The sequence below is a fragment of the Actinoplanes sp. NPDC048967 genome, from assembly GCF_040649415.1.
GTDB lineage: Bacteria > Actinomycetota > Actinomycetes > Mycobacteriales > Micromonosporaceae > Actinoplanes.
Genome location: NZ_JBEZFL010000004.1, coordinates 433,118 through 455,802, shown reverse-complemented (window position 1 = coordinate 455,802; position 22,685 = coordinate 433,118). Strand labels below are relative to the sequence as shown.

At 71.7% G+C, this 22,685-nt stretch carries 21 protein-coding genes; 12 read left to right on the top strand and 9 right to left on the bottom strand.

Translation table 11 applies throughout. The features are described 5' to 3' along the window. Positions 1-59 precede the first annotated feature (59 nt). From dxr to ispG, 3 genes are read left to right on the top strand one after another with little or no spacing between them, the layout of a single operon-like run. Positions 60-1,271, top strand: a complete 1,212-nt coding sequence (gene dxr / locus AB0C12_RS19810) for a 1-deoxy-D-xylulose-5-phosphate reductoisomerase (RefSeq protein WP_360549870.1) — start codon at positions 60-62, stop codon at positions 1,269-1,271. Further along, on the top strand, positions 1,271-2,527 hold the full coding sequence (locus tag AB0C12_RS19805) for a site-2 protease family protein (RefSeq protein WP_360549868.1): 1,257 nt from the start codon (positions 1,271-1,273) through the stop codon (positions 2,525-2,527). The genes dxr and AB0C12_RS19805 overlap by 1 nt, the downstream gene beginning before the upstream one ends. A 10-nt stretch (positions 2,528-2,537) precedes the next feature. Further along, positions 2,538-3,710 (top strand): flavodoxin-dependent (E)-4-hydroxy-3-methylbut-2-enyl-diphosphate synthase, encoded by a 1,173-nt coding sequence (gene ispG / locus AB0C12_RS19800; protein ID WP_360549866.1) that lies wholly within the window; start codon positions 2,538-2,540, stop codon positions 3,708-3,710. A 22-nt stretch (positions 3,711-3,732) separates the two neighbouring features. On the opposite strand, the gene AB0C12_RS19795 is transcribed toward ispG, so the two are convergent. Beyond that, positions 3,733-4,680 (bottom strand): AraC family transcriptional regulator, encoded by a 948-nt coding sequence (locus AB0C12_RS19795; protein ID WP_360550557.1) that lies wholly within the window; start codon positions 4,678-4,680, stop codon positions 3,733-3,735. A gap of 90 nt (positions 4,681-4,770) precedes the next feature. On the opposite strand from AB0C12_RS19795, the gene AB0C12_RS19790 reads away from it, so the two are divergent. Then, positions 4,771-5,391, top strand: a complete 621-nt coding sequence (locus tag AB0C12_RS19790) for a methyltransferase domain-containing protein (RefSeq protein ID WP_360549864.1) — start codon at positions 4,771-4,773, stop codon at positions 5,389-5,391. Between the two features lie 240 nt (positions 5,392-5,631). On the opposite strand, the gene AB0C12_RS19785 is transcribed toward AB0C12_RS19790, so the two are convergent. Continuing rightward, positions 5,632-6,252 carry a PadR family transcriptional regulator gene (locus AB0C12_RS19785; RefSeq protein ID WP_360549862.1) on the bottom strand — a complete coding sequence of 207 codons (621 nt, stop codon included), beginning with the start codon at positions 6,250-6,252 and terminating at the stop codon, positions 5,632-5,634. A gap of 124 nt (positions 6,253-6,376) precedes the next feature. Between AB0C12_RS19785 and AB0C12_RS19780 the strand changes: the two genes are divergently transcribed. Further along, a complete protein-coding gene (locus tag AB0C12_RS19780) occupies positions 6,377-7,216 on the top strand; it encodes a GNAT family N-acetyltransferase (RefSeq protein WP_360549860.1) in 840 nt (279 codons plus the stop codon). Here the strand turns inward: AB0C12_RS19780 and AB0C12_RS19775 are convergent. Then, on the bottom strand, positions 7,213-8,196 hold the full coding sequence (locus tag AB0C12_RS19775; protein ID WP_360549858.1) for an LLM class F420-dependent oxidoreductase: 984 nt from the start codon (positions 8,194-8,196) through the stop codon (positions 7,213-7,215). The genes AB0C12_RS19780 and AB0C12_RS19775 overlap by 4 nt on opposite strands. Positions 8,197-8,307: 111 nt before the next feature. Between AB0C12_RS19775 and AB0C12_RS19770 the strand changes: the two genes are divergently transcribed. Genes AB0C12_RS19770 through AB0C12_RS19760 form a run of 3 tightly spaced genes read left to right on the top strand, consistent with a single transcriptional unit; the run spans position 8,308 to position 11,860 of the window. Further along, positions 8,308-9,129, top strand: a complete 822-nt coding sequence (locus AB0C12_RS19770; RefSeq protein ID WP_360549856.1) for an ATP-binding cassette domain-containing protein — start codon at positions 8,308-8,310, stop codon at positions 9,127-9,129. Further along, entirely contained in the window at positions 9,126-11,270 is a 2,145-nt protein-coding gene (locus AB0C12_RS19765) for a YhgE/Pip domain-containing protein (protein WP_360549854.1), read from the top strand. Before AB0C12_RS19770 ends, AB0C12_RS19765 begins: the two co-directional genes overlap by 4 nt. 2 nt (positions 11,271-11,272) lie before the next feature. Further along, positions 11,273-11,860 carry a TetR family transcriptional regulator gene (locus AB0C12_RS19760; RefSeq protein ID WP_360550555.1) on the top strand — a complete coding sequence of 196 codons (588 nt, stop codon included), beginning with the start codon at positions 11,273-11,275 and terminating at the stop codon, positions 11,858-11,860. 25 nt (positions 11,861-11,885) lie between these two features. Here the strand turns inward: AB0C12_RS19760 and AB0C12_RS19755 are convergent, their stop codons facing one another. From AB0C12_RS19755 to AB0C12_RS19735, 5 genes are all read right to left on the bottom strand, one after another. Then, entirely contained in the window at positions 11,886-12,953 is a 1,068-nt protein-coding gene (locus AB0C12_RS19755; protein WP_360549852.1) for an ABC transporter permease, read from the bottom strand. Next, entirely contained in the window at positions 12,950-13,843 is an 894-nt protein-coding gene (locus AB0C12_RS19750) for an ATP-binding cassette domain-containing protein (RefSeq protein WP_360549850.1), read from the bottom strand. The genes AB0C12_RS19755 and AB0C12_RS19750 overlap by 4 nt, the downstream gene beginning before the upstream one ends. A gap of 67 nt (positions 13,844-13,910) precedes the next feature. Next, the gene (locus AB0C12_RS19745; RefSeq protein ID WP_360549848.1) at positions 13,911-14,567 is read right to left on the bottom strand and encodes a response regulator transcription factor; all 657 of its coding nucleotides are present in this window, start codon (positions 14,565-14,567) and stop codon (positions 13,911-13,913) included. Continuing rightward, on the bottom strand, positions 14,564-15,838 hold the full coding sequence (locus AB0C12_RS19740) for a sensor histidine kinase (protein ID WP_360549846.1): 1,275 nt from the start codon (positions 15,836-15,838) through the stop codon (positions 14,564-14,566). Before AB0C12_RS19740 ends, AB0C12_RS19745 begins: the two co-directional genes overlap by 4 nt. After that, positions 15,835-16,497 (bottom strand): DUF998 domain-containing protein, encoded by a 663-nt coding sequence (locus AB0C12_RS19735; protein ID WP_360549844.1) that lies wholly within the window; start codon positions 16,495-16,497, stop codon positions 15,835-15,837. Before AB0C12_RS19735 ends, AB0C12_RS19740 begins: the two co-directional genes overlap by 4 nt. Positions 16,498-16,564: 67 nt before the next feature. Here AB0C12_RS19735 and AB0C12_RS19730 point away from each other — a divergent pair, with 67 nt between their 5' ends. Then, entirely contained in the window at positions 16,565-17,395 is an 831-nt protein-coding gene (locus AB0C12_RS19730; RefSeq protein WP_360550553.1) for an SDR family NAD(P)-dependent oxidoreductase, read from the top strand. Here the strand turns inward: AB0C12_RS19730 and AB0C12_RS19725 are convergent. Continuing rightward, on the bottom strand, positions 17,353-17,709 hold the full coding sequence (locus AB0C12_RS19725) for a MerR family transcriptional regulator (protein ID WP_360550551.1): 357 nt from the start codon (positions 17,707-17,709) through the stop codon (positions 17,353-17,355). The genes AB0C12_RS19730 and AB0C12_RS19725 overlap by 43 nt on opposite strands. 690 nt (positions 17,710-18,399) lie before the next feature. Between AB0C12_RS19725 and AB0C12_RS19720 the strand changes: the two genes are divergently transcribed. The 3 genes from AB0C12_RS19720 to AB0C12_RS19710 are packed head-to-tail and all read left to right on the top strand — an operon-like array spanning position 18,400 to position 22,680. Then, positions 18,400-19,923, top strand: a complete 1,524-nt coding sequence (locus tag AB0C12_RS19720) for an amino acid permease (RefSeq protein WP_360549842.1) — start codon at positions 18,400-18,402, stop codon at positions 19,921-19,923. Between the two features lie 58 nt (positions 19,924-19,981). Beyond that, positions 19,982-21,328 carry a glutamine synthetase family protein gene (locus AB0C12_RS19715; RefSeq protein WP_360549840.1) on the top strand — a complete coding sequence of 449 codons (1,347 nt, stop codon included), beginning with the start codon at positions 19,982-19,984 and terminating at the stop codon, positions 21,326-21,328. After that, positions 21,325-22,680, top strand: coding sequence for an aldehyde dehydrogenase family protein (locus tag AB0C12_RS19710; RefSeq protein WP_360549838.1), 1,356 nt, complete (start codon positions 21,325-21,327; stop codon positions 22,678-22,680). The genes AB0C12_RS19715 and AB0C12_RS19710 overlap by 4 nt, the downstream gene beginning before the upstream one ends. Positions 22,681-22,685 lie beyond the last annotated feature (5 nt).

Here is a 22,685-nt window from a genome sequence, read left to right as displayed (position 1 = left end):
ACCCATACCCAGTGCGGCGCTACGATCCACCCGCCGGCGCCTGGACCCGGCAGGGGAAGATGAACCTCATGCGTGAGTTGGTACTGCTCGGCTCGACCGGATCCATCGGCACCCAGGCCATCGACATCGTCCGGCGCAACCCGGACCGGTTCCGGGTGGTCGCGCTCGGCGCCGGCGGTGGCAACGTCGAGGTGCTCGCCGCGCAGGCCCTGGAGCTCGCCGTCGACGTGGTGGGCGTGGCCCGATCCAGCGTCGTGCAGGACCTCCAGCTCGCCTTCTACGCCGAGGCCCAGAAGCGCGGCTGGGCCACCGGCGACTTCAAACTGCCGAAGATCGTCGCCGGGCCGGACGCGATGACCGAGCTGGCCCAGTGGCCCTGTGACGTGGTGCTCAACGGGGTCGTGGGCAGTCTCGGGCTGCCGCCGACGCTGGCCGCGCTGCGCTGTGGCCGTACCCTCGCGCTCGCCAACAAGGAGTCGCTCGTCGCCGGCGGCCCGCTGGTCAAGGCCGCGGTGACGCGGCCGGGGCAGATCGTGCCGGTCGATTCCGAGCACTCCGCGCTGGCCCAGTGCCTGCGCGGCGGGTCGGCCGGCGAGGTCCGGCGGCTGATCCTGACCGCCAGCGGGGGTGCGTTCCGGGACCGCCGGCGCACGGAGCTGACGAACGTCACACCGGAGGAAGCGCTCAAGCATCCGACGTGGGACATGGGACCGGTCGTGACGATCAACTCCGCGACCATGGTCAACAAGGGCCTCGAGGTGATCGAGGCGCACGAGCTGTTCGACGTGCCGTACGACGCCATCGAGGTGATGGTGCACCCGCAGTCGGTGCTGCACTCGCTGGTCGAGTTCGGCGACGGCTCCACGCTGGCCCAGGCCAGCCCGCCGGACATGCGGCTGCCGATCGCGCTCGCGCTGGCCTGGCCGGAACGGGTGCCCGGCGCCGCGGCGGCCGTCGACTGGACGCTGGCGCACAACTGGGAGCTGCGCCCGCTGGACGACGAGGCGTTCCCGGCCGTTCGGCTGGCCAAGGCGGCCGGTACGGCGGGCCGGTGCCGGCCGGCCATCTTCAACGCCGCCAACGAGGAGTGTGTGGCCGCGTTCGTGTCCGGTCGGCTACCTTTTCTGGGCATCGTCGACACCCTCGAGGCGGTGCTCGCGGCGGCACCCGATTTCGACGAGCCGGGTACCGTCGAGGACGTGCTGACCGCGGAGGCCTGGGCGCGTGCCCAGGCCCAGCGGATGATCGCTACGGCGGCTGAAGGAGCCTGATGCTGTACTGGTTGGGGACGGCAGCCTTCGCGCTGGCTATCTTGATCTCGGTGAGCCTGCACGAGCTGGGCCACATGATCACGGCGAAGCGCTACGGGATGAAGGTCACCCAGTACTTCGTCGGCTTCGGCCCGACCATCTTCTCGTTCCGCCGCGGCGAGACGGAGTACGGCCTCAAGGCCATCCCGCTCGGCGGCTTCTGCAAGATCGTCGGGATGACGCCGCAGGACGACGACGTCTCGGAGCAGGACCAGCCGCGGGCCATGTGGCGCTTCCCGGTGTGGAAGCGCACCGTCGTCATGTCGGCGGGCTCCCTCACCCACTTCGCCCTCGCGATCGTCGCCGCCTGGTGCGCCGCCGTCTTCGTCGGCCTGCCCAACCCCGACGTGCCGCAGACCGTCCAGCAGCAGGTCGCCCTGCCGGCCCAGATCACGGTGGCCGACTGCGTGCCGATCGTGCTCAGCGCGAACGAGTGCAAGGTCGGCGCGGGCACCGATGTCGCGGGTCCGGCCGCCGCCGCCGGGCTCAGGACCGGCGACGTCATCACCAAGGTCGGCAACACCCCGATCACCAGCTATGGCCAGCTCACGGACGCCATCCGCAGCAGCAAGCCGGGACCGACGGTCTTCGAGTACACCCGCGACGGCCAGCCCGGTAAGACCACGGTCACCATGATCGCCGCGCAGCGTCCGCCGCTGGACGACCCCGAGGGCAAGGTCACCGAGGTCTCGGTGGTCGGCATCGGCCAGAGCATCAACATCCCCGGCACGGTCACCTACGGCCCGCTCGACGCCGTCCCGGCCAGCCTGCGCTACGACTGGAGCCTGGTCGAGGGCTCGTTCGTGGCGATGAAACGGATCCCGGAGAAGATCCCGGCGCTGTGGAACTCGATCACCGGCGACGAGCGCGACCCGAACACCCCGATCAGCGTCATCGGCGCCAGCCGGCTGGGCGGCGAGGCGATCGAGCGCGGCGTGCCCGAGATCTTCCTGCTGATCTTCATCTCGCTGAACGTCTTCATCGGCATCTTCAACCTGCTGCCGCTGCTGCCCCTGGACGGTGGCCACATCGCCATCGCCTGGTACGAGCGGGCCCGCTCGTGGGTCTACGGCAAGCTGCACAAGCCCGATCCCGGCCGCGTCGACTACTTCAAGCTGATGCCGCTGACCTATGCCGTCATCCTGATCGGTGGGGCGTTCACGCTGCTCACCGCCACGGCCGACGTGATCAACCCGATTACCATCTTCTCTAAGTGAGAGTGCGCACATGACCGCTGTCAGTCTCGGTATGCCGGCCGTACCGCCGCCGCCGCTGGCCCCCCGCCGGCAGAGTCGCCAGATCATGGTCGGCAACGTGCCGGTCGGCGGGGGCGCGCCGGTGAGCGTGCAGTCGATGACGACCACGCTGACCGCCGACATCAACGCGACCCTGCAGCAGATCGCCGAGCTCACCGCCTCGGGCTGTCAGATCGTCCGGGTCGCCGTGCCGTCGCAGGACGACGTCGAGGCGCTGCCCGCCATCGCCAAGAAGTCGCAGATCCCGGTCATCGCCGACATCCACTTCCAGCCGCGGTACGTCTTCGCCGCGATCGACGCGGGCTGCGCGGCGGTCCGGGTCAACCCCGGCAACATCCGCCAGTTCGACGACAAGGTCAAGGAGATCGCCAAGGCCGCGGGCGACGCCCGGGTGCCGATCCGGATCGGCGTGAACGCGGGCTCGCTGGACAAGCGGATCATGCAGAAGTACGGCAAGGCCACCGCCGAGGCGCTGGTCGAGTCGGCGCTGTGGGAGTGCTCGCTGTTCGAGGAGCACGGCTTCCGCGACATCAAGATCTCGGTCAAGCACAACGACCCGGTGGTGATGATCCGCGCGTACCGCCAGCTCGCCGAGCAGTGCGACTACCCGCTGCACCTCGGCGTCACCGAGGCCGGCCCGGCGTTCCAGGGCACGATCAAGAGCGCCGTGGCGTTCGGCGCGCTGCTGGCCGAGGGCATCGGCGACACCATCCGGGTGTCGCTGTCGGCCCCGCCGGTCGAGGAAATCAAGGTCGGCCAGGGCATCCTGGAGGCGCTGGGCCTGCGCGAACGCGGCCTGGAGATCGTCTCCTGCCCGTCCTGCGGCCGGGCCCAGGTGGACGTCTACACGCTGGCCGAGCAGGTGACCGCGGCGCTCGAAGGCTTCCCGGTGCCGCTGCGGGTGGCGGTCATGGGCTGCGTCGTGAACGGCCCGGGCGAGGCCCGCGAGGCCGACCTCGGGGTGGCGTCGGGCAACGGCAAGGGCCAGATCTTCGTCCGGGGCCAGGTCATCAAGACGGTCCCGGAATCGATCATCGTGGAGACGCTGGTCGAGGAGGCCCTGCGGCTGGCCGACCAGATGGGCGCCGAGCTCCCGGACGAGCTCCGCGAGCTGCTGCCCGGCCCCACCGTCACCGTCCACTGAGCACGCCGTCGCCCGGCCCGGCTCAGCGTGGGCCGGGCCGGTCGGCGTGCCGCCACTGCGCCGGCGTCACCTGGTGCTCGGCGCGGAACCGCTTGATGAAGTAACTGACATCGGGATACCCGACCCGGTGGCTGATCGCCGCCACCGTCAGGTCGGTCCCGCTCAGCAACACCCGGGCCTGCTGCATCCGCCGCTGCGTGATCCACTGCTGCACCGTGCGGCCGGTCTTGCGGCGTACCACCGTGGTGAGATGGCCGGTGGTCAGGGCCAGCTCGGCGGCGACATCGGTCAGCGAGATGGGCTCGTGGAAACGCCGCTCGATGACCTCGAAGACGGCCGCGAGCAGGGGTTCGTCGGACGAACGGAGCTGACCGGCGACGTCGGTGGACAACCGGGACGCGGCCACCAGCATCAACGTCAGGTGAGCCAGCGCGGCTTCCTGGTAGCCGTCGCGCCGGGCCCGCAGCTCGGCTTCGAGCACGGCGAAACGGGACATCCAGCCGTCCCGTTCGGCGGCGGCGACCGGGAGGCGCTGCGCGCGGTCGATCCCGCGGGCGAACGGGAACAGCAGTGGGTGCGACCGCCACGATGAGTAGGCGCCGGGCGTACCGGGACGGATCACGTCGGCGGGAAACCAGACCACCCAGCCGTCGGTGGCGACCTCCGCGTGCGGGCCGGTGAAGGCGACAACCTGCCCGGGGGCGACGAAGAACAGGTCGCCGTCGGTCACCGGCCACTTCCGTTCGTCGATCACGATCGTCCCGGCGGCCCGGTGCGCGTAGAAGAGCACCAGGAAGTCGTGGGTGTGCGCACCCGCGGGAGGGTTGCCGGCCGCCGGATTCTCGGGGAGACGGGTGATCGCGATCGGGGCGACGCCGGGAACGTGGCCGAAGGCGATGACCGGAACGCCCTGACCGGTCGCCCCGACCTGCCGGGCCTGGCCCCGGATAGGCACCGAAGATCGTCGCATCCCGGCCACGGATCGCCCGTTGTCCCTTCCCTCGTCCCGCATGAAGCTGAGAGTACGACCTAACTTCGTCGGACTCGACAGGAGCGCGACATGACCGACCAGCACTATCTGCCCGCCATGGGCAGACACTGGCTGCTGCCCCTCTACGACCCGTTCACCCGGCTGGCCCGGGTCGGTCGCGTCCACGGACAACTGCTCGACCGCGCGGACCTCCGGCCCGGCCAGCGGGTGCTGGAGATCGGCTGCGGCACCGGCAATCTGCTGACGGCCCTGGGACGGCGGGTGCCCGGCATCGAGGCCGTGGGCATCGACCCGGACCCGGCCGCCCTGCGCCGCGCCCGGCGCAAGGCAGCCCGGCGCAAACTGCCGATCCGGTACGAGCGAGCGTTCGCCGGCAACCTGCCCCTGCCCGACGCCGGCTTCGACCGCGTCCTGTCCTCGTTCATGCTGCACCACCTCGACGAGGAGGAACGCGGGCGGGCACTGGGCGAAGTCCGGCGCGTCCTGCGCCCGGGCGGCGAGTTCCACGTGATCGACATCGACGCCACGCCGTCCGGCACCGGCAGAATGCACCGTCATCCACTGGTGGCGGCCGGCGTCCCCGAACGCGTGCTGGCCGCGATGGAAGAGGCAGGCCTGACGGGCGTCGCCCAGAACGGCCGGGACAAAGCCCGCTTCGGCGCCTACGCCTTCTACCGCGCCGAGAAATAGGGCGGCAGCGAACCGGCCGGCCGTCTTGGCCGTCTTGGCCGGGAGCCGGAGCCGGCCCGTCGCGCCCGGGCGGGTGCCCGGGTGACCACCGCTCTCAGCCCGGCGGCGGGTGATCAGCCGGAGGTTCGCCTGGCTCGCCTGTGTGCGGGTGGACGACGGTGTTGCGGTTGCGGACTGTTGCTCGCCGTAGCTGGATAAAAAAGGGCGCATCCCCAGAAAGCAGGGATGCGCCCCGGCTGCTCACTCGTCGGCGAGGATCGCGTAGAGCTTGCGCTTGGTTTCGTTGAGGACTTCGAGGGCCTTGTCGCGCTGTTCCTGGGTGCCGTTGAAGCCCACCTGGCGCAGCGCGTCCATGATGCCGACCGCCGCGTCGCGGAAGTCCTGGACCTGCGACATGGTGTCGTTGCTGAACTGGGCCCACGGCGGGTTCTCCGCCGCGACGGTGGCCTCTTCGCGGCCCGCGTCCGTCAGGGTGAAGCGCTTGCGGCCGCCGGTTGCCTCGGCCTCGATGAGGCCTTCGTCCTCCAGCAGCTGCAGGGTCGGGTAGACCGAGCCGGGGCTCGGGCGCCAGATGCCGCCGGTGCGGCTCTCCAGCTCCTGGATCATCTCGTAGCCGTGCATGGGCCGTTCGAGCAGCAGCGCCAGCAGGGCCGGTCGCACGTTGGGCCGGCTGCCGCGGCCGCCGCGGCGATGGCCGCGTCCGCCTGGCCCGCCGGGGCCGAAGCCGCCGAATCCTGGCCCGCCGAAGCCCGGACCGCCCTGGCCGAACGGGAATCCGGGCGGGAAGCCGAAGCCGCGCATGAGGCCCTCGCGCAGGCTGCCGGGGTGGCCGTGTCCCTCGTGCATGTGGTGGTGTCGCATGACCTTCTCCGATCTGTTGTCGATAGTTAGACGATATATCGGCAACATGTCAGACGCAAGGGTTTCTCCGATCGGAGGGGGCGGCGCGGGTGTATCCGGCCTGCCATCTGGCAATCTGGTAGCTGTGTTGACGGTGCCCATCCGCCAGCTCGGCGAGTCCGAGCGGGCGACGGTCGAGCGGATCCTCGACCAAGACCCGTACGCCGGCGCGCAGATCGCCGAGCGTGTGGCTGCGCATGGGCTCAACTGGTGGCGCTCGGACGGCCGGATCTACGGGTACGGCACGGGCCGCCGCATCGAATCGCTCTGCTGGTCCGGGGCTCACCTCGTGCCGGTGTGCACGACGCCGGCCGCGGTGGCCGCCTACGCCGACCTGCTCGGCGCCGAGCCGCGCATCTGCTCGTCGATCATCGGGCGGGCCGACGCCGTCCTGGACCTGTGGGAGCGCCTCGGCGGGCACTGGGGTCCGGCCCGTGACGTGCGGCCGCATCAGCCGCTGCTGGTCGCCGACCGGGAGGCGCCGATCGCCCCCGACCCCGAGGTGCGCCTGGTGCAGCCGGGCGAGGTGGATCAGCTCTTCCCGGCCGCGGTGGCGATGTACACCGAGGAGGTCGGCGTCTCGCCGCTGGTCGACGACGGCGGGCGCGGCTACAAGCGGCGGATCTCCGAGCTGGTGCGCTCGAAGCGGGCCTACGCGCGGTTCGTCGGCGACCGGGTCGTGTTCAAGGCCGAGCTGGCCATCGTCACCCGGCGCACCACGCAGGTGCAGGGAGTCTGGGTCGACCCGGAGTTCCGGGGGCACGGCATGGCCGCGGGAGCCATGGCGGCGGTGCTGCGGGACGCGCTGCGCCGGGTGGCACCCACCGTGAGCCTGTACGTCAACGACTACAACGCGCCCGCCCGCCGGGTCTACGCGCGCTGCGGCTTCGTGCCGAACGGCAGCTTCGCCACCGTCCTCTTCTAAGGCCGGCCCAGCCCGCCGATGAGCTCACCCAGAGCCGCGGCGCCGCCCTGCTGCAGTTCCGGCGTCGGCACCAGGGCCATCACCGGGACGTCGACGCCGGCCGCCGCGTAACGGGCCACGTGCTCACGGCACTGCGCCGGTGAGCCGTGCACGATCAGCTCGTCCACCACGTCGTCCGGGATCGCCGCCAGCGCGCCCTTGCGGTCGCCGGCCGCCCACGCCGTCCACATCGGAGCCAGAACGGGCTCGCGGCCGAGCCAGCGGTGGAACTCCGCGTACGCCGGGACGGTCAGGTAGGCCGCGATCATCCGGCGGCCGACCGTACGGGCGTAGGCCGCGTCCTCGGTCGGGCACACGAAGATGCGCGCCACCACGTCGAAGTCCGGCCGGTCGGACTTGGCCTCGGCCAGCGCCCGGGGCACGTCGGTGGCCGCCAGCCAGTTCAGGATCACGCCGTCGGCGGCCGACGCGGCCAGCCGGAGCATGCCGGGACGCAGGGCGGCGAGCAGCACCGCCGGCGGGGTCGCGGGCGGGCGTTCGAGGCGGAAACGGCGGACCCGGAAGGTCTCGAACTCGCGGTCGACCATCTCGCCGGCCAGCGCCGCGCGCAGGAACTCCAGCATGTCCCGGCTGCGGGCGAACGCCTTGGTGAAGTCGGCCGCGTTCCAGTCGCCGACGACGACCGGGGACGACGCGCCGATGCCGAGCTGGAACCGGCCCGGCGCGGCCTCGGCCAATGCGGCGGCGGTCATCGCGAGCAGGGCCGGGCCACGGGTGAAGACCGGGGTGATCGCCGTCCCGAGCCGGGCCCGCGGCTGCCAGGCGGCGGCCAGGGTCAGCGGGGTGAAGGCGTCGGTGCCGGCCACCTCGGACGACCAGAGGTCGGTGAAACCCGCGTCGGCCAGGGCCGCGAACACCGCGGCGTGCTCGGCCAGCGGTACCCCGCCCAGCGGTACGGTCATTCCCCATCGCGTCGGCATGTCCCGATCCTGCCCTGTGATCGAGGTGAGGTCCACCACTGCCACTTCCATCGACGGGCATCACGGGTAACTATTTGTACTGACCAGTCAGTTCGAAAAGTGGGTGCCGTGATGCCGGTTCTGACCGCCACCGGGGCGGGCGTACGCCACCGCCGCCGGTGGCTCTTCCAAGACCTCGACGTGAGCGTCGAGCCGGGAGAGATCGTGGCGGTCGTCGGCCCGCCGGGCAGCGGGCGCACGACAGTGCTGCTCGCGCTGTCGCACCGCTTCAAGCTCACGGCCGGCCGGGTCACCGGGGCGGCCGCGCTGGGCTGGGTGCCCGACGTGACGTCGCCCGAGCCGGTGCTCACGGTGATCGAGCACGTCCGGGAGCGGTTGCTGCTGATCGGCCGACCCCCGCGGGAGGCCGGGCAGGTGCCCCTGCTCGGCCTTGATCCGCAGCTGAAGGGGTACGAGCTGAGCCCGTTCCAGCGGCAGCTGCTCGGAATTGTGCTGGCTCGGCTGGAACGGCCCCGGGTGATCGCGCTGGATGCGGTGGATGAAGGGCTGGACGCGGGCGAGACGCGGGAGTTGTGGGCGCGGCTGGAGTCGCTCGCGGAGGACGGCGTGGCCGTGCTGGTGACGGCACGCGAGGTCGACCCGGGCCGGGTGTCCACAGTGGTACGGCTTGGGGCGGTGCAGGCGCCGGCCGTCGTTGATGACGCCGCCTGGCAGTCGCCGGCGGAGGTACGCGAAGCGGATCAAGGCACGGGGACCGAGACCGAAGCAGCGCTTGATCTTGAGGCGCCGGCTCAGGTGGAGGTGGCCGCAGAAGCCGATTCGGCGGCCGGGACAGAGGCGGAAGACCAAGCGGAGACGCGGGCCGACGGCGACCCGGTGGCGGGGGAGAACGACCCCCAGCCTGAGGGCGACGCGCAGGAGGAGAAGTCATGACCGGGTTGTCCAGCGTCCGGCTCGCCGGCTTCGAGCTGCGCCGCTTCCTGCGCGGCCGTCTCCCCGCGGCCGCCCTCGTAGTCCTCTGCGTGGTCCCTCTCCTCTACGGCGCCCTCTACCTCTACGCCTTCTGGGACCCCTACGGCCGGCTCAGCCACATCCCCGCCGCCCTGGTCGTCGAGGACGTCACCGCCACCGCCAGTGACGGCACCAAGGTCCACGCCGGGCAGGATCTCGCCGACGAGCTGATCAAGCGTGAGGTCTTCGACTGGCATGTCACCGACGAGCGCGGCGCCGAGGCCGGGCTCGCGGACGGCAGCTACCAGCTCGCCCTGCGTATCCCGCGGGACTTCTCCCAGGACCTGACCACCGGCCCGGATCCGGACGCCACCCCGGCGTCCTCCCGGCTCGTGGTCATCAACGACGACGCCACCAACTACCTCTCCGGCGTCTTCTCCCGGACCGCGTTCCAGGAGGTCCAGGCCGCCGCCGCCCAGCGGGCCCAGGCCGGCTACTTCGACAAGATGCTGATCGGCTTCACCGACGCCAAGAAGGAGTCCGAGCGGGCCGCCGACGGCGCCGCGAAGCTGGCGGACGGGGTGCGCGACGCGAGCAGCGGCGCCGACCGGCTGGCCGGCGGCCTCACCGACGCCGACCGGGGCGCCGGGCAGCTGTCCAACGGCCTCGGCAGTGCCGCGCAGGGCGCCGACGACCTCGCCGACGGCCTGGCCACGTTGCGGGCCGGGGCGGCCCAGCTCGCCACCGGTACGCAGCAGGCGGCGGCCGGCGGCCGGCAGCTCGCGACCGCGGTCGACACCGCCGCCGACAAGGTCGAGCCGTTGCTGCGGCAGAACGCCAAGCTGATCGCCGACGCCGCCGACCAGGTGGCCGACGGCGCCGACCTGCTCGCCCGCAACGTCGACGAGCTGGACGACGCAGCCGGGGACGCCGTGCAGCGGGCCCGGGATCTGCAGAAGTACATCAACGCGCTGCCCGAGGACACCCCGCAGCCGGCCGAGATGAAGGACCTCGCGCGGCAGCTGGTCACCGCGGCCGAGCGGGTGCAGTCCACGGTCCACTCCGCCGACCTGGACGCGCTGAGCGCCCGGCTGCACGAGGTGGCCGCGACCGCCCGTCAGGTCGCCGACGCCGCGCCGCACTTGGCCGACGATGTCGCCACCGCCCGCGACAGCGTCGACCGGCTGGCCGCCGGCCTCGGCGAGCTCGCCGCCGGGGCCCAGCGGCTCAACAGCGGTGCCGCCGATGCCGCGGCCGGTGCCGACGACCTGCGCGGGGGGATCTTCCGGCTGGCGTCCGGCGCGCGTGAGCTGGACGGCGGCCTCGACTCGCTGACGGCCGGCGGCCATCAGCTCGCCTCCGGCCTCGGTGACCTGCGCAGCGGTACCGCCAAGCTGGCGTCCGGGCTGGCCGGCGGGGCGGAGCAACTGCCGGGGTACGGCGACGACCCGTCCGGGCGCGCGGACGTGCTCAGCGACCCGGTCGCCCTGAACCGTACGGTGCGCCACCCGGCTGCCACGTACGGCGTGGGTTTCGCCCCGTACTTCCTGGCCCTGGCGCTCTGGGTGGGTGCCATGATCACTTACATGGTGCTCCGCCCGCTGAACCGCCGGTACGTGGTGTCCGGGTCGCCCGCGTACCGGGTGGCGCTGGCCGGGCTGTTGCCGGCGGTGGCGATCGGGCTGACCCAGGCGTCGCTGCTGTTCGCGGTGGTGGTCTTCGGCCTCGGCCTCAACCCGGTGAACCCGCTGCTCACCCTGGGCCTGCTGATGCTCACCGCGACCGCCTTCGCGGCGATCATGCAGGTGCTCGGGGCCGCGCTCGGCCCGGCCGGCCGGATCGCCGCGCTGGCCCTGCTGATGCTCCAGCTGACGTCGTCCGGTGGCACCTACCCGGTGCAGACCTCGCCGGACTTCTTCCAGGCCGTGCACCCGCTCCTGCCGATGACCTACGTCGTGGACGCCCTGCGCCACGCGATCGACGGCGGCCCGGCCGGTACGGTGGTCACCGGCGCACTGGCGCTGCTCGGCTACGGGCTCACGGCGCTGGCCCTGACCGTGGCGGTGGCCCACCGGTCGCGGCGGCTGACCCCGTCCGACCTGCATCCGGAGCTGGTGATCTGACAATCGTGGACGGACGGACCCGCAGGCGCGAGGACACCCGGCAGCGCCTGTTCGAGGCGGCGGTGGAGCTCATCGCCGAGCAGGGCTTCTCGGCGACCACGGTCGACGACATCGCACTGCGGGCCAAGGTCGCCAAGGGCACCGTCTACTACAACTTCGCCTCCAAGACGGCTCTTTTCGAGGAGCTGCTGCGGCACGGGATCGGGCTGCTCACCGACGAGTTCCGGGCGGCGGTCGCCGGCCGGCCACCCCGGGAGGCGGTCGACGCGCTGATCCGGGCCCAGCTGGAGTACATCCGCCGGTACCGGGCCTTCGCTCAGCTGCTGCTCTCGGAGATGTGGCGCACCAACCGGGAGTGGCAGCAGACGCTGGTGCTGCTGCGGGAGCAGGCGATCGGGGTGATCGCCGAGACCGTCCAGGCCGGGGTCGACTCCGGGGATCTGCCCGAAGACCTCGACGTGCGGGTGGCCTCGTCGGCGCTGTTCGGGGTGGGGCTGGTCGTGGCGGTCGACTGGCTGGTGTTCCAGCCGGAACGGTCCATCGAGGACGTCGAGCAGTCGCTGCTGGCCATCGTGCGCCGGGTCGCTTGAGCAGCCCGGCGCACGAGACGAGGCGTCAGCCGACGGTGGAGCGACTGCGCCAGGCGGTCGCGAAGGACGTCCGCCCGTTGGTGCGCAGCAGCGAACCCTCGTAGACGCGGGCGCCGACGGCGAGGAACACCACCGTGGAGACCGCCAGCACGAGCAGGGACACCACCGGCTCCCAGCCCGCCGCGTCCCCGGTGAACAGGCGCACCGGCATCGCGATCGGCGCGGAGAACGGGATGTAGGACAGGGCCGTCATCGCCGCGGCGTTCTCCCGGAGGAACAGCACCGCGAAGAACGGGCCCATGACCGCGAGCTGCAAGGGTGCCGAGGCGCCGTTGATGTCCTCCTGCCGCGCCGCCAGGGCGCCCACCCCGGCCCACAGGGTGGCCAGCATGACGAAGCCGATCAGGAAGAACGGCAGGAACCAGGCGATCGTCGGCCCGACCAGGGCGGTCACGTCCGCGTCCACCCCGGCGACCTGCATCCCGACCAGCGCGACCACCGCGATCAGGGCGATCTGCCCGAACGCCAGCAACGTCATCGCCGCCACCTTGCCGGCCAGCAGCGCCCGTACCGGCACGCTGGCCACGAGGATCTCGACGATCCGGGTCTGCTTCTCCTCGGTCACGCTCATCGCGATCTGCAAGCCGAAGGTGAACGAGGTCATGAAGAACAGGAAGGCCAGGGCGAACGGCACGACGAAGGCCAGGAACGGGTCGGTGGCGTCCGGGTCGAGCAACCGCACCGGCGGCGCGGTGCTGAGCGCCTCGACCACCTCGCTCGGGGCTTCTTCCAGGGCGAGCACGGTCGGGCCGGCGACCACGGCCGCCTCCACGTCGCCGTCGCGCACGAGCCGTTCCGCCTCGGCGTCGGTGGTGACCGTCCGCACCTCCAGGCCGGCCCGTTGCAGCGCCGTGGCCACCGTACGGTCGGTCGTGGCGACCTCGGCCGGTCCGCCGTCGAGCAGCCCCGGCAGCACGGTGCTGGCGATGGCGATCAGCAGGAAGAAGGCCGTACTGATCAGGAAGGTCTTGTCCCGGAGCTTGACCCGGATCTCGCGGGCGGCGACGAGCCGGGCGGCGGCAAGGGTGGTCACTGGTTCACCTCTCGGAAGATCTCGGCGAGCGACGGCGTGACGGGACCGAAGGACCGGACCGGGCCCCGGCCCAGCGCGGCCCGCAGCACCTCCTGGTCGTCGGCGCCGGGGGCGAGATCGAAGACCGCGCGGGCGCCGTCCAGGTCGATCAGCGTCACTCCCGGGTGGTCGCGCAGCCAGCCGGCGTCGGTGTCGACCTCGACGGCGAAGCGGGGGAGCGCATAGCCGGCCCGCAGCTCGGCCCGGCTGCCCGAGGCCCGGATCCGGCCGCCCGCGATGATCACCAGGTCGTCGCAGAGCCGCTCGACCACGTCGAGCTGGTGGCTGGAGAAGAGCACCGGGGCGCCCGCGGCCGCCCGCTCACGCAGCACGCCGACGACCACGTCGACGGCCAGCGGGTCGAGCCCGGAGAACGGCTCGTCCAGCACCAGCACCTCGGGGTCGTGCACCAGCGCGGCGGCGATCTGCACCCGCTGCTGGTTGCCGAGCGACAGCTTCTCCACCTGCTCGCCGGCGCGGTCGCTCAGCCCGAGGCGCTCCAGCAGGGCGACGGTGTTGCGGCGGGCCGCCTCGGCGCTCAGCCCGTGCAGCCGGCCCAGGTAGACGATCTGGTCACTGATGGTCATCTTCGGATAGAGGCCACGTTCCTCCGGCATGTAGCCGAAGCGGTGCCGCAGCTCCCGGGTGAGCGGGACGCCCTGCCAGGTCACCTCGCCGGCGTCCGCCGCGAGCACGCCGAGCATGATCCGCATCGTCGTGGTCTTGCCGGCGCCGTTCGCGCCGACGAAGCCGGTCATCCGCCCGGCCTCCACAGTGAACGAGACGTCCTCGAGCACCCGCCGGTCCCCGAAGCTGCGACTGACGGCCTCGACTTTCAGCACGTTGGTCATGGTCACCACGCTAGGCGGCGGACGGCGTCCGCGAGTCCGGCCCGAGGATGATCACCGGGGTCCTCCGCTAGGAGGACCCCGGCCGGACCACGCCCAGCTCGTACGCGAGCACGACCGCCTGCGTCCGGTCCCGCGCCCCGATCTTCATGAGCACCCGGCTCACGTGCGTCTTGACGGTGGTCTCGCCCAACCGCAGCCGCCCGGCGATCTCGGCGTTGGTGGCCCCACCGGCCATCAGCACCAGCACCTCGTGCTCACGCGGGGTCAGCTCGGCCAGCCGGGTCCCGGCGCCGGGCTGCCGCAGGGCCGGGTTGGCGAAGGTCTCGATGACCCGCCGGGTGATCGCGGGCGCCAGCAACGCATCCCCGGCCGCCAGCACCCGGATCGCCTCGGTCAGCGCCTCCGGGGTGCCGTTCTTGAGCAGGAAGCCGCTGGCCCCGGCCTGGAGGGCGGCGAACAGGTAGTCGTCGCGGTCGAACGTGGTGAGGATCAGCACCGACGGGCCGTCGTGGGCGGTGACCCGCCGGGTGGCCTCCAGCCCGTCCATGCCGGGCATCTCGACGTCCATCAGGATCACGTCGGGTCGCAGCCGGCCGGCCAGGGCGACCGCCTGGTTGCCGTCGGCGGCCTCCCCGACCACCTCGATGTCGTCCTCGCTCTCCAGGATGGCCCGGAAACCGGTCCGCACCAGCTGGTGGTCGTCGGCCAGCAGCACCCGGATCATCGCTGCTCCCCGGCGGTGGTCAGGGCCCGGGACAGGGGCAGCCGCGCGCGGACGCGGTAACCGCCGCCGGAGCGCGGTCCGTTCTCCAGCACGCCGTCGTGCACCGCGACGCGTTCCCGCATGCCGATCAGGCCGAGCCCGCCGGCCGGCGCGCGGACGGCGCCGCGGCCGTCGTCGGCCACGTCGACCTCCAGCTCGCCGGCCAGATACCGGATCCGGATGTCCAGGGTGGACGCGTGGGCGTGCTTCAGGGTGTTCGTCACGGCCTCCTGGATGATCCGGTACGCCGCCTGTGACACGGAACCGGGCAGCGGCACCGGGTCGCCGTACACGTTGCAGGTCGCGGTGAGGCCCGCCTCCCGGGCGCGGGCCACCAGCTCGTCGACCCGTTCCAGGGTGGCCTCGGCCGGCGGCTGCTCGCCGGCGCCGCCGGTGTCGCGCAGCGCGCCCAGCATGCGCCGCAGCTCGTCCACGGCGGTCCGGGCGCTGTCCTCGACAGCGGTCAGGGCGGTCCGGGCCCGCTCGGGATCCTTGTCCAGCATCCGGCGGCAGGCCGAGGCCTGGATGCCCATCACCGACACGTGGTGGGCGACCACGTCGTGCAGCTCGCGGGCGATCCGGACCCGCTCGCCGATGACCGCCCGCTCACCGGCCACCGCCTGCGCCGTCCGCAGCTCGGTCGTCCGCCGTTCGAGCTGCCACTGCCGCCGGGCCGCCTCGCCCAGGGCGTACGCGAAGCCGAAGAACGCCACGTTGATGATGGCGCTGTTGAGCAGGGCCGCCAGCAACGGCGGCAGCTCGCCGGAGGCGCCGGGCGGTCCGTCCGCGAAGACCTCGTCGTGGGCCAGGAACCAGGCGACGGCCAGCCAGCTGAACATCGCGGCGATGATCACCAGGCGCAGCCGGCGGCTCCGGCGCCGGTTGCGGCCCCAGGCGCCGAGGGTGTAGATCGCGGCGAAGAGGGCCCCGGAGGCCAGCTGCTGCTCCTGCGAACCGCGGATCTGAGCCGCGATGAAGAAGATCGCGACCAGCACCGCGACGACGTCGGGATGGCTGCGTCGCCAGATCAGCGGCAGCGTCACCACCAGCGACCAGCCGAGCTGCTCGGTCACCGAGGGTGCCGAGCTGGAGGCGAACAGGCCGACACTGCGGGCCAGGAAGACGTTGAGCACCGCGACCGTGGCCAGGGCCAGGGCGATGCCGAGGTCGATGCGGCGCTGGCGGGGAGTCGGTCCGGGCCGCGGCCCGTCGTCGACGGTCGGGGACGTCATTGACCGACGATCGCACGGCTACCGGGTCTGGTCTCCGGGCGGGTACGGCGGACCGCCGCAGCCACGATCGACGTGCCGACCAGCCAGCTCACCGCCACCACCAGCGCGGCCCGTTCGAGAGTGGCGCTCACCGGCCCGCGCCCGGACAGCAACATGGTCAGCCCGAGGACGGCCCCGAGCGGCACGATGATCGCGACAGCGATGGTGGACAGGCGGCGCAGCACCGGCCCGAAGGGTGCCGACAGGGCCACCAGCGCCATGGCCCCGGCCAGCAGCACCATGCCGATGACACTGGCCGCGGTGTGGCTGACGTCGGCCACGGTCGTCGGCTCGTACGGCGGGAGCGGGCAGCCGCTGGTGCACGGCACCACGCCCGACGTGCCGGCCAGCAGCGCCGCGAGGCCGAGCAGTGTCGCCACCGGCCGTGAGTCGCGTCCCAGGACCCGGCCCAGCAGCGCCACCCCCACGGCCAGCCCGACGAGCCCGCAGCGGTACGCGATCGCCAGCGGCATGCCGGTCGTGCCCGCCTCGCTGACGTAGCCCTCGGTCCAGGGGCCGGGCGCGGCGACCAGCCCGGCGAGCATGGTGAGCGCGCCGGCCAGGACTGCCACGCCGGCCAGGGCAGCGACCCGGTCGTGGCGGTACCCGAGCGCAACCATGATCTCCACCGTAGCCCGGCCGCGCGCCCGGCCTGATCCAATGGTGGGTGTGGGAGAGCGGCGCACGATCGTGGTCACCGGCGGTAGCTCCGGCATCGGCCTGGCCGCGGCGGCCGCGTTCGCCCGCGGTGGCGACGAGGTGGTGCTTCTCGGCCGCGATCCCACCCGGCTGCGGCGCGCGGTCGAGGTGGTGCGGGAGGCCGGCGGGCGCACGCCGGCGGCGTACCGGGCCGACTTCGCGGTGCTGGCCGAGGTGCGGGCGGCCGGTGCCGCGCTGGCAGCGGCCCACGAACGGGTCGACGTGCTGGTCAACAACGCCGGGCAGCTCGCGCCGGCCCGGCGGCTGACCGCCGACGGGTTCGACCCGTGCGTCCAGATCAACCACTTCGGCGGCTTCCTGCTCGCCCACCTGCTGCTGGACCGGCTGCGGGCGGCGGCGCCCGCGCGGATCGTCACGACCGGCTCCGCGGCCGAGGCGTGGGGCACGCTGGACGTGCGGCGTCCCGGGCGGCGTCAGCTCAGCCGGTGGACCGCGTACGGCGCCAGCAAACAGGCCAACCTGCTCTTCACGATCGAGGCAGCTCGCCGCTGGGGCCCGTACGGGATCGTGCCGACCTGTTTCTTCCCCGGCCTGATCCGCAGCCGCTTCGGCCGGCAGAGTCCGCTCTTCTCGCTCGGCAAGCTGGTCTTCCGCAGCCCGGAGCAGGGCGCGGACACGCTGCTGTGGCTGGCCGACGATCCGGCCGCCGCGGTGCCGGGCGGCTACTTCGCGTGGCGTCGGCCGTTCGGCGCCACCGGGCGTTCCGTCGATCCGGCCCGGGCGCGGGAGCTCTGGGAGGCCAGCCTGGCCGCCGTTCACGGTGCGGAGGGGGAGCGATCGCCACGCGGTGAGCCGTAGTAGTGCGTGGTCGCGATGTCCGGGCGGGTCGGCGTGGGCAGGTCCGCGTCGTCCTCGGCGGTCAGCGTGCCGCCCAGCTCGACGATGCGCCGGTGCGCCGCCGTGAGCCGGTCCTCCAGCGTCACGATCCGGCAGGCCGCGCTGAGCAACATGCCCTCGTCCAGCAGCTGCCGGACCCGGACCGCGAGCTGCAACTGGTGCCGCGAGTAGCGGCGGTGGCCGCCCAGCGAGCGTTCCGGCTCGATCAGGCCGGCGGTGCCCAGGCTGCGCAGGAAGGCCGGTGTCACGCCGATCATGTCGGCGGCCCGGCCCATGGTGTACGCCGGGAAGTCGGCGTCGTCGAAGGCGGTGCTCACGGTGCCTTCCGTGCTGGCCTGGAGTGGGCGGGTCCGGACACAGTCCAAGGCCCCGGCGGGTTACCGGGGCCTTGGCTGTTCAATTCTGTGGCCGACCGTCGTCGGCGAGGCCCATCTGCTTGCGTGCCGCTAGCGGATGGCCTGAGTGATGGGCATCGGCTGCGATCACCTCTTGTCGGGTCGGGGACTTAGCGAGTTCGCGTTGCTGCGGTATCTCGTCCTCCTTACCAACTCAGAGTCATTGCCAGTTGCGTGCCGGCTGTGCGTGGCCGACTCCTGTGATGTTAGGCCGGTCACAAGCATATTTCTAGTCTCGCCGCTGTAGATTTTTCGGGCGAAAGGGGCGGCGACGCGGGACGGGCGCGTGGCACAGCGCGATGCTGTGTCGAGAGAGAGGTGACCGCGTCCCGCGCCGCCGCTGTGGGGAGCCGGAGGCTGCCCCGGGTCTTCGCGAAGCCTGCCGAGGGCTCGCGCGCCGCGTGGCGCCGTCAGGGAAGTTGCCCTGACATGTCTACGAGTGTGCGGGTTGCTTCCGGCGCCCGGCAACGCAATTAACGCCGTTCATTGACGGGCGTAACACCGGGGGGAGATCATCACCGAACAGCGGTGGCCCAGGTCACATCTGCCCCTCGGATCCAGGGAGTCGTTATGAGCGTTGAGCCTCCCAGCACCGACGAAGAACGCCTCGCCCAGCTCGGCTACCAGCAGGAACTGCACCGCCGACTGTCCGGCTTCTCGAACTTCGCGGTCTCCTTCTCGATCATCTCCATTCTGGCCGGCGCGATCACCTCGTACGGGATCGCCATGAACGCCGGTGGCCCGCTGGCCATCACGCTCGGCTGGGTCTTCGTCGGCGTCATGGTCACCTTCGTGGCGCTGGCGATGGCCGAGGTCTGCTCGGCCTATCCCACCGCCGGTGCCCTCTACTGGTGGGCCGCCGCGCTCGCCAAACGCAACAAGGCCGCGTGGGCCTGGTTCATCGGCTGGTTCAACTTCCTCGGCGAGGTGGCCGTCACCGCGGCGATCGACTTCGGCGCGGCCATCACCACGTCGGCCTTCCTCAGCCTGACCTTCGACATGGAGGTCACCAAGGGCCGCACGTTCCTGATCTTCCTGGTCCTGATCGTCGCGCACGGTCTGCTCAACACCTTCGGGGTCAGCCTGGTCCGGCTGCTCTCCGACGTCAGCGCCTGGTGGCACCTGGTCGGCGTCGCGGTGATCGTGGTGGTCCTCGCCGTCGTGCCGGACCAGCACAAGCCGATCTCCGAGGTGTTCTTCGAGGTCAGGAACGAGACGGGCTTCACGTTCCAGGGTGCCGCGATATACGCCGTGCTGATCGGTCTGCTGATGGCGCAGTACACGTACACCGGTTATGACGCCTCGGCGCACGTGGCCGAGGAGACCCATGACGCCGCCCGGGCCGCGCCGCGCGGCATCGTGCTCTCGGTCGTGGTCTCGGTGATCGCCGGTTTCCTGCTGCTGACCGCCATCACCTGGTCGATCCAGGACTACGACGCGCAGCGCACCACCGAGCTCGGGCTGCCACCCGCGCAGATCTTCATCGACGCGGCCGGGCACAACCTGGGCACGTTCCTGCTGTTCATCTGCATGATCGCCCAGTGGTTCTGCGGCATGGCGTCGGTGACGGCCAACTCCCGGATGTCGTATGCGTTCGCCCGGGACGGCGCGCTGCCCGGTTCCCGGCTGTGGAAGAAGGTCAATCCCCGCACCGGTACGCCGACCAACTCCATCTGGCTCTGCGTCACCCTGTCCACCCTGCTGGTGCTGCCGTCGCTGTGGAACACCACCGCGTACGCGGCCGCGACCTCGATCGCCGTCATCGGGCTCTACATCGCCTACGTCGGCCCGGTGCTGTTGCGCCGGCGCAACCCGGACTTCCGCAACGGGCCGTGGCACCTCGGCCGGTGGAGCGCGGTCGTCGGTTGGATCGCCATCGTCTGGGTCGTGGTCATCTGCGTGCTGTTCATCCTGCCGGTGGCCGGTCCGATCAGCGCGGCGAACTTCAACTACACGATCGTCGCGGTTGTCGTCGTCCTCGGCGGGGCAACCGTGTGGTGGTTCGCCAGTGCCCGCAAGTGGTTCACGGGCCCGAAGCAGAACCTGATCGAGAAGGCCGCGCACGGAGAGCAGACCATGCCGGCCGGGGAGTGATCTGCTAGAGGCGGGGCCGGGCAGCCGCCCGGCCCCCACACCCTTCGAAGGGAACCGGATGGACCTCGAAGACCTCGACGTCGCCGTCGCGAACGGCAGCATCGACACCGTCCTGCTCGCGCTGACTGACATGCAGGGACGGCTCCAGGGCAAACGGCTGCACGGCCGGTTCTTCATGGACGAGGTCGCCTCCGGGGCGAGCGAGGGCTGCAACTATCTGCTCGCGGTCGACGTCGACATGAACACCGTCGACGGCTACGAGATGTCGTCGTGGAACAGCGGCTACGGCGACTTCGTCATGCGTCCCGACTTCAGCACGCTGCGGCCCGTACCGTGGCTGCCCGGCACGGCCATGGTCCTCGCCGACCTGGAGACCACCGAGGGCGGGCCGGTCTATGCCTCGCCCCGGCAGATCCTGCGCCGCCAGCTCGACCGGCTCGCCGGGCACGGCCTGACCGCGTTCGCCGGCACCGAGCTGGAGTTCGTGCTCTACAAGGACACCTACGAGCAGGCGTTCAGCAAGGGCTACCGCGACCTGACCCCGGCGAACCAGTACAACGTGGATTATTCGCTGCTCGGCACCGCCCGGGTCGAACCGCTGCTGCGCCGCATCCGCAACGAGATGTACGGCGCCGGCCTGATCCCGGAGAGCGCCAAGGGCGAGTGCAACCTCGGCCAGCACGAGATCGCGTTCCGCTACGCCGACGCGCTGACCTGCGCCGACAACCATGTGATCTACAAGAACGGGGCCAAGGAGATCGCCGCCCAGGAGGGCCTGGCGCTGACCTTCATGGCCAAGCCGAACGAGCGTGAGGGCAACTCCTGCCACATCCACTTCTCGCTGCGCGGCGAGGACGGCCGGTCGGCGATGCTCGGCGACGGCCCGGCCCATCTGAGCGTGACCGGGCAGCGGGTACTGGCCGGCCTGCTCGCCACCATGCGTGAGTTCAGCCTGCTCTTCGCGCCGAACATCAACTCCTACAAGCGCTACCAGCCCGGCTCGTTCGCGCCGACCGCCCTGCGCTGGGGTGTCGACAACCGCACCTGCTCGCTGCGGATGGCGGGACACGGGCAGGGCATGCGCGTGGAGAACCGGGTGCCCGGCGGGGACGTGAACCCGTACCTGGCCATCGCGGCGCTGATCGCGGGCGCGCTGCACGGGCTGGAGAACGAGCTCGAGCTGGAGGACGAGTTCCGGGGCAACGCCTACGAGGACGCCACCGCGCCCCGGGTGCCCACGCACCTGCGCGAGGCGGTGGACCTGTGGGAGCTCAGTCCGGTGGCGCAGACCGCATTCGGGCCCGAGGTGGTCGCGCACTACGCCAACATGGGCAAGATTGAGCTGGCGGCGTTCGATGCCGCCGTCACCGACTGGGAACTTCGTAGGGGATTCGAGCGCCTGTGACAGATGTGATCAACCCGGCTACGGGGGCTGTGCTCACCTCCGTACCGTCGCTCGGTCCGGCCGAGACCGACGCCGCGATCGAGCGGGCCCACCAGGCTTTCGGATCTTGGCGTCAGGTGGCGCCCGGGGACCGGGCGCGGCTGCTGCGGCGCTTCGCCGCGCTCGTCGACGACCACCTCGAGGAGCTGGCGGCGCTGGAGGTCGGCAACGCCGGGCACACGATCGGCAACGCCCGCTGGGAGGCCGGCAACGTCCGGGACGTCCTCAACTACTACGCGGGAGCGCCGGAGCGCCTGTCCGGCCGGCAGATCCCGGTGGCCGGCGGGCTCGACGTGACGTTCCACGAGCCGCTCGGCGTGGTCGGCATCATCGTGCCGTGGAACTTCCCGATGCCGATCGCCGGCTGGGGTTTCGCCCCGGCGCTGGCGGCCGGCAACACGGTTGTGCTCAAGCCGGCCGAGCTGACCCCGCTGACCGCCATCCGGCTCGGTGAGCTCGCGCTGGCGGCCGGTCTGCCGGAGGGGGTGTTCACCGTGCTGCCGGGCCGGGGCAGTGTGGTCGGGCAGCGCTTCGTCACCCATCCGGCGGTCCGCAAGGTCTGCTTCACCGGCTCCACCGGGGTCGGGAAGTCGATCATGGCGGGCTGCGCCGACCAGGTGAAACGGGTGACCCTCGAGCTCGGCGGCAAGAGCGCCAACATCGTCTTCGCCGACGCCGACCTGGAACGCGCCGCCGCGGCGGCCCCCGGCGGGGTCTTCGACAACGCCGGCCAGGACTGCTGCTCCCGGTCCCGGCTGCTGGTCCAGGAGTCGGTGTACGACCGGTTCCTGGCCCTGCTGGAACCGGCGGTCAAGGCGTTCCGGGTCCAGGACCCGGCCCTGGAGACCGCCGAGATGGGCCCGCTGATCTCCGCCGGGCACCGGGACAAGGTGGCGTCGTACACCGCGGACGCCGACGTCGCGTTCGCCGGAGAGGCACCCGCCGGAGCCGGCTGGTGGTTCCCGCCGACCGTGCTGCTCGCCCACTCCACCGGCGACCCGCACTGGCGCGAGGAGGTCTTCGGGCCGGTGCTGTCGGTGCTGCCCTTCCGCGACGAGGAGGAAGCGGTCCGGCTGGCCAACGACACCGAGTACGGCCTCTCCGGTTCGATCTGGACCCGCGACCTGGGCCGGGCGCTGCGGGTCTCGCGCGGGGTCGAGACCGGCAACCTGAGCGTCAACTCGCACTCGTCGGTGCGCTACTGGACGCCGTTCGGCGGGATGAAGCAGTCCGGCCTGGGCCGGGAGCTCGGTCCCGACGCGCTGCTGTCGTTCACCGACGTCAAGAACGTGTTCATCTCGACGGAAGCCTGAGAGGT

Bases quoted from the DNA above. Each gene is read 5' to 3' on its own strand.
- dxr (WP_360549870.1), top strand. From the start codon at position 60: ATGAACCTCATGCGTGAGTTGGTACTGCTCGGCTCGACCGGATCCATC.
- AB0C12_RS19805 (WP_360549868.1), top strand. From the start codon at position 1,271: ATGCTGTACTGGTTGGGGACGGCAGCCTTCGCGCTGGCTATCTTGATC.
- ispG (WP_360549866.1), top strand. From the start codon at position 2,538: ATGACCGCTGTCAGTCTCGGTATGCCGGCCGTACCGCCGCCGCCGCTG.
- AB0C12_RS19795 (WP_360550557.1), bottom strand. From the start codon at position 4,680: ATGCGACGATCTTCGGTGCCTATCCGGGGCCAGGCCCGGCAGGTCGGG.
- AB0C12_RS19790 (WP_360549864.1), top strand. From the start codon at position 4,771: ATGACCGACCAGCACTATCTGCCCGCCATGGGCAGACACTGGCTGCTG.
- AB0C12_RS19785 (WP_360549862.1), bottom strand. From the start codon at position 6,252: ATGCGACACCACCACATGCACGAGGGACACGGCCACCCCGGCAGCCTG.
- AB0C12_RS19775 (WP_360549858.1), bottom strand. From the start codon at position 8,196: ATGCCGACGCGATGGGGAATGACCGTACCGCTGGGCGGGGTACCGCTG.
- AB0C12_RS19770 (WP_360549856.1), top strand. From the start codon at position 8,308: ATGCCGGTTCTGACCGCCACCGGGGCGGGCGTACGCCACCGCCGCCGG.
- AB0C12_RS19765 (WP_360549854.1), top strand. From the start codon at position 9,126: ATGACCGGGTTGTCCAGCGTCCGGCTCGCCGGCTTCGAGCTGCGCCGC.
- AB0C12_RS19750 (WP_360549850.1), bottom strand. From the start codon at position 13,843: ATGACCAACGTGCTGAAAGTCGAGGCCGTCAGTCGCAGCTTCGGGGAC.
- AB0C12_RS19745 (WP_360549848.1), bottom strand. From the start codon at position 14,567: ATGATCCGGGTGCTGCTGGCCGACGACCACCAGCTGGTGCGGACCGGT.
- AB0C12_RS19740 (WP_360549846.1), bottom strand. From the start codon at position 15,838: ATGACGTCCCCGACCGTCGACGACGGGCCGCGGCCCGGACCGACTCCC.
- AB0C12_RS19735 (WP_360549844.1), bottom strand. From the start codon at position 16,497: ATGGTTGCGCTCGGGTACCGCCACGACCGGGTCGCTGCCCTGGCCGGC.
- AB0C12_RS19725 (WP_360550551.1), bottom strand. From the start codon at position 17,709: ATGGGCCGGGCCGCCGACATGATCGGCGTGACACCGGCCTTCCTGCGC.
- AB0C12_RS19720 (WP_360549842.1), top strand. From the start codon at position 18,400: ATGAGCGTTGAGCCTCCCAGCACCGACGAAGAACGCCTCGCCCAGCTC.
- AB0C12_RS19715 (WP_360549840.1), top strand. From the start codon at position 19,982: ATGGACCTCGAAGACCTCGACGTCGCCGTCGCGAACGGCAGCATCGAC.